The organism is Bartonella sp. OC16QHHD (assembly GCF_042194035.1).
GTDB lineage: Bacteria > Pseudomonadota > Alphaproteobacteria > Rhizobiales > Rhizobiaceae > Bartonella.
Genome location: NZ_JBHIMJ010000054.1, coordinates 1 through 1,020, shown reverse-complemented (window position 1 = coordinate 1,020; position 1,020 = coordinate 1). Strand labels below are relative to the sequence as shown.

The 1,020-nt window shown below is 32.1% G+C and carries 1 protein-coding gene; it reads right to left on the bottom strand.

What is annotated here, in order from left to right:
• Positions 1-114 precede the first annotated feature (114 nt).
• Positions 115-855 (bottom strand): type IV secretion system protein, encoded by a 741-nt coding sequence (locus ACFIK1_RS05610; RefSeq protein ID WP_375662278.1) that lies wholly within the window; start codon positions 853-855, stop codon positions 115-117.
• Positions 856-1,020: the final 165 nt, after the last annotated feature.

Genomic DNA, 1,020 nt, shown 5'->3' with positions numbered 1-1,020 from the left:
ATCTTGGCTTTGATAAAATCTCTGTGTCTCTTTGAATTATTGGGATAGTACTGAACCCTGTAAATTAGCTTTTGTGTTCATGAAAAAAGCAAATGTTGTAAAGAGCTTTATTGGCTAAATTCTTACACTGGGCATATCTGTGTACTGAAAGTTCACTATTTTTCCATACAATTTACGTTTTTGTATTTCGATAAGGAGCTCTTCATTATCGCGTAAATTTCTGACCATTTGTAATTTTGCATATTCATTTTGGAGCATGGATGACATGTTCCTGATGCGTGTTTGCAGCTCGAAAACTTCCGCTAGATTCGTTGTTCTATTTATCTCATCTAAGAAATCGATGATTTGCGTAAAGCGCTTCTCTACGTCTTTGAAAGTTTGCAAGCTTACAGCTTTTTCGACAATTCCACTATATTTAAGACGCTTATCAATTATTTGCCGCATCATCTTTGGCGGAAAGCTCCAAAAGTTTGCCCTTTTCTCTTCGGCATAAATAGAAAATGAAATGTCTTTGAGATTGGGATACTCAGTCACAAATAGGTTATGGTAGTTTTGGTTTAGTTTTGCGTAGATAGGCATATCGTGTAAGAAAAAATTCCCCTCCTCTTTTATTCTTAGTTCTGTTATTCTACTTCCTGTTATAGATTGATAGACTTTTTTCGCGTTATTGATCTGCTCTTCAGTTACTTTAATTTTTTCTGTTAACAACTGAATAATTTTCAGATATTCTGTTGAGGAGGAGATTTGGATAGTTGAAGTTTGAGCGTCAGAACCCCAACTAAAGTTAGACCTTAGAGTTAAATCTATCATTGCCAAAAGACTAATCATTCCTATTGTAATAAATCGTTTTTTCACCTTAACACTCCTCTTTTTGACGATTAAAAAAGCCCAACATTTTTTATCATTATTATAATTTTAATAATAAAGTAAAGCATATAATTTACGATAATTTATCTTTTCTTAATTTCATTTTTTAATTTATGAAAATAGCTCAATTTCAGTGCGAATATTTTTTACTTT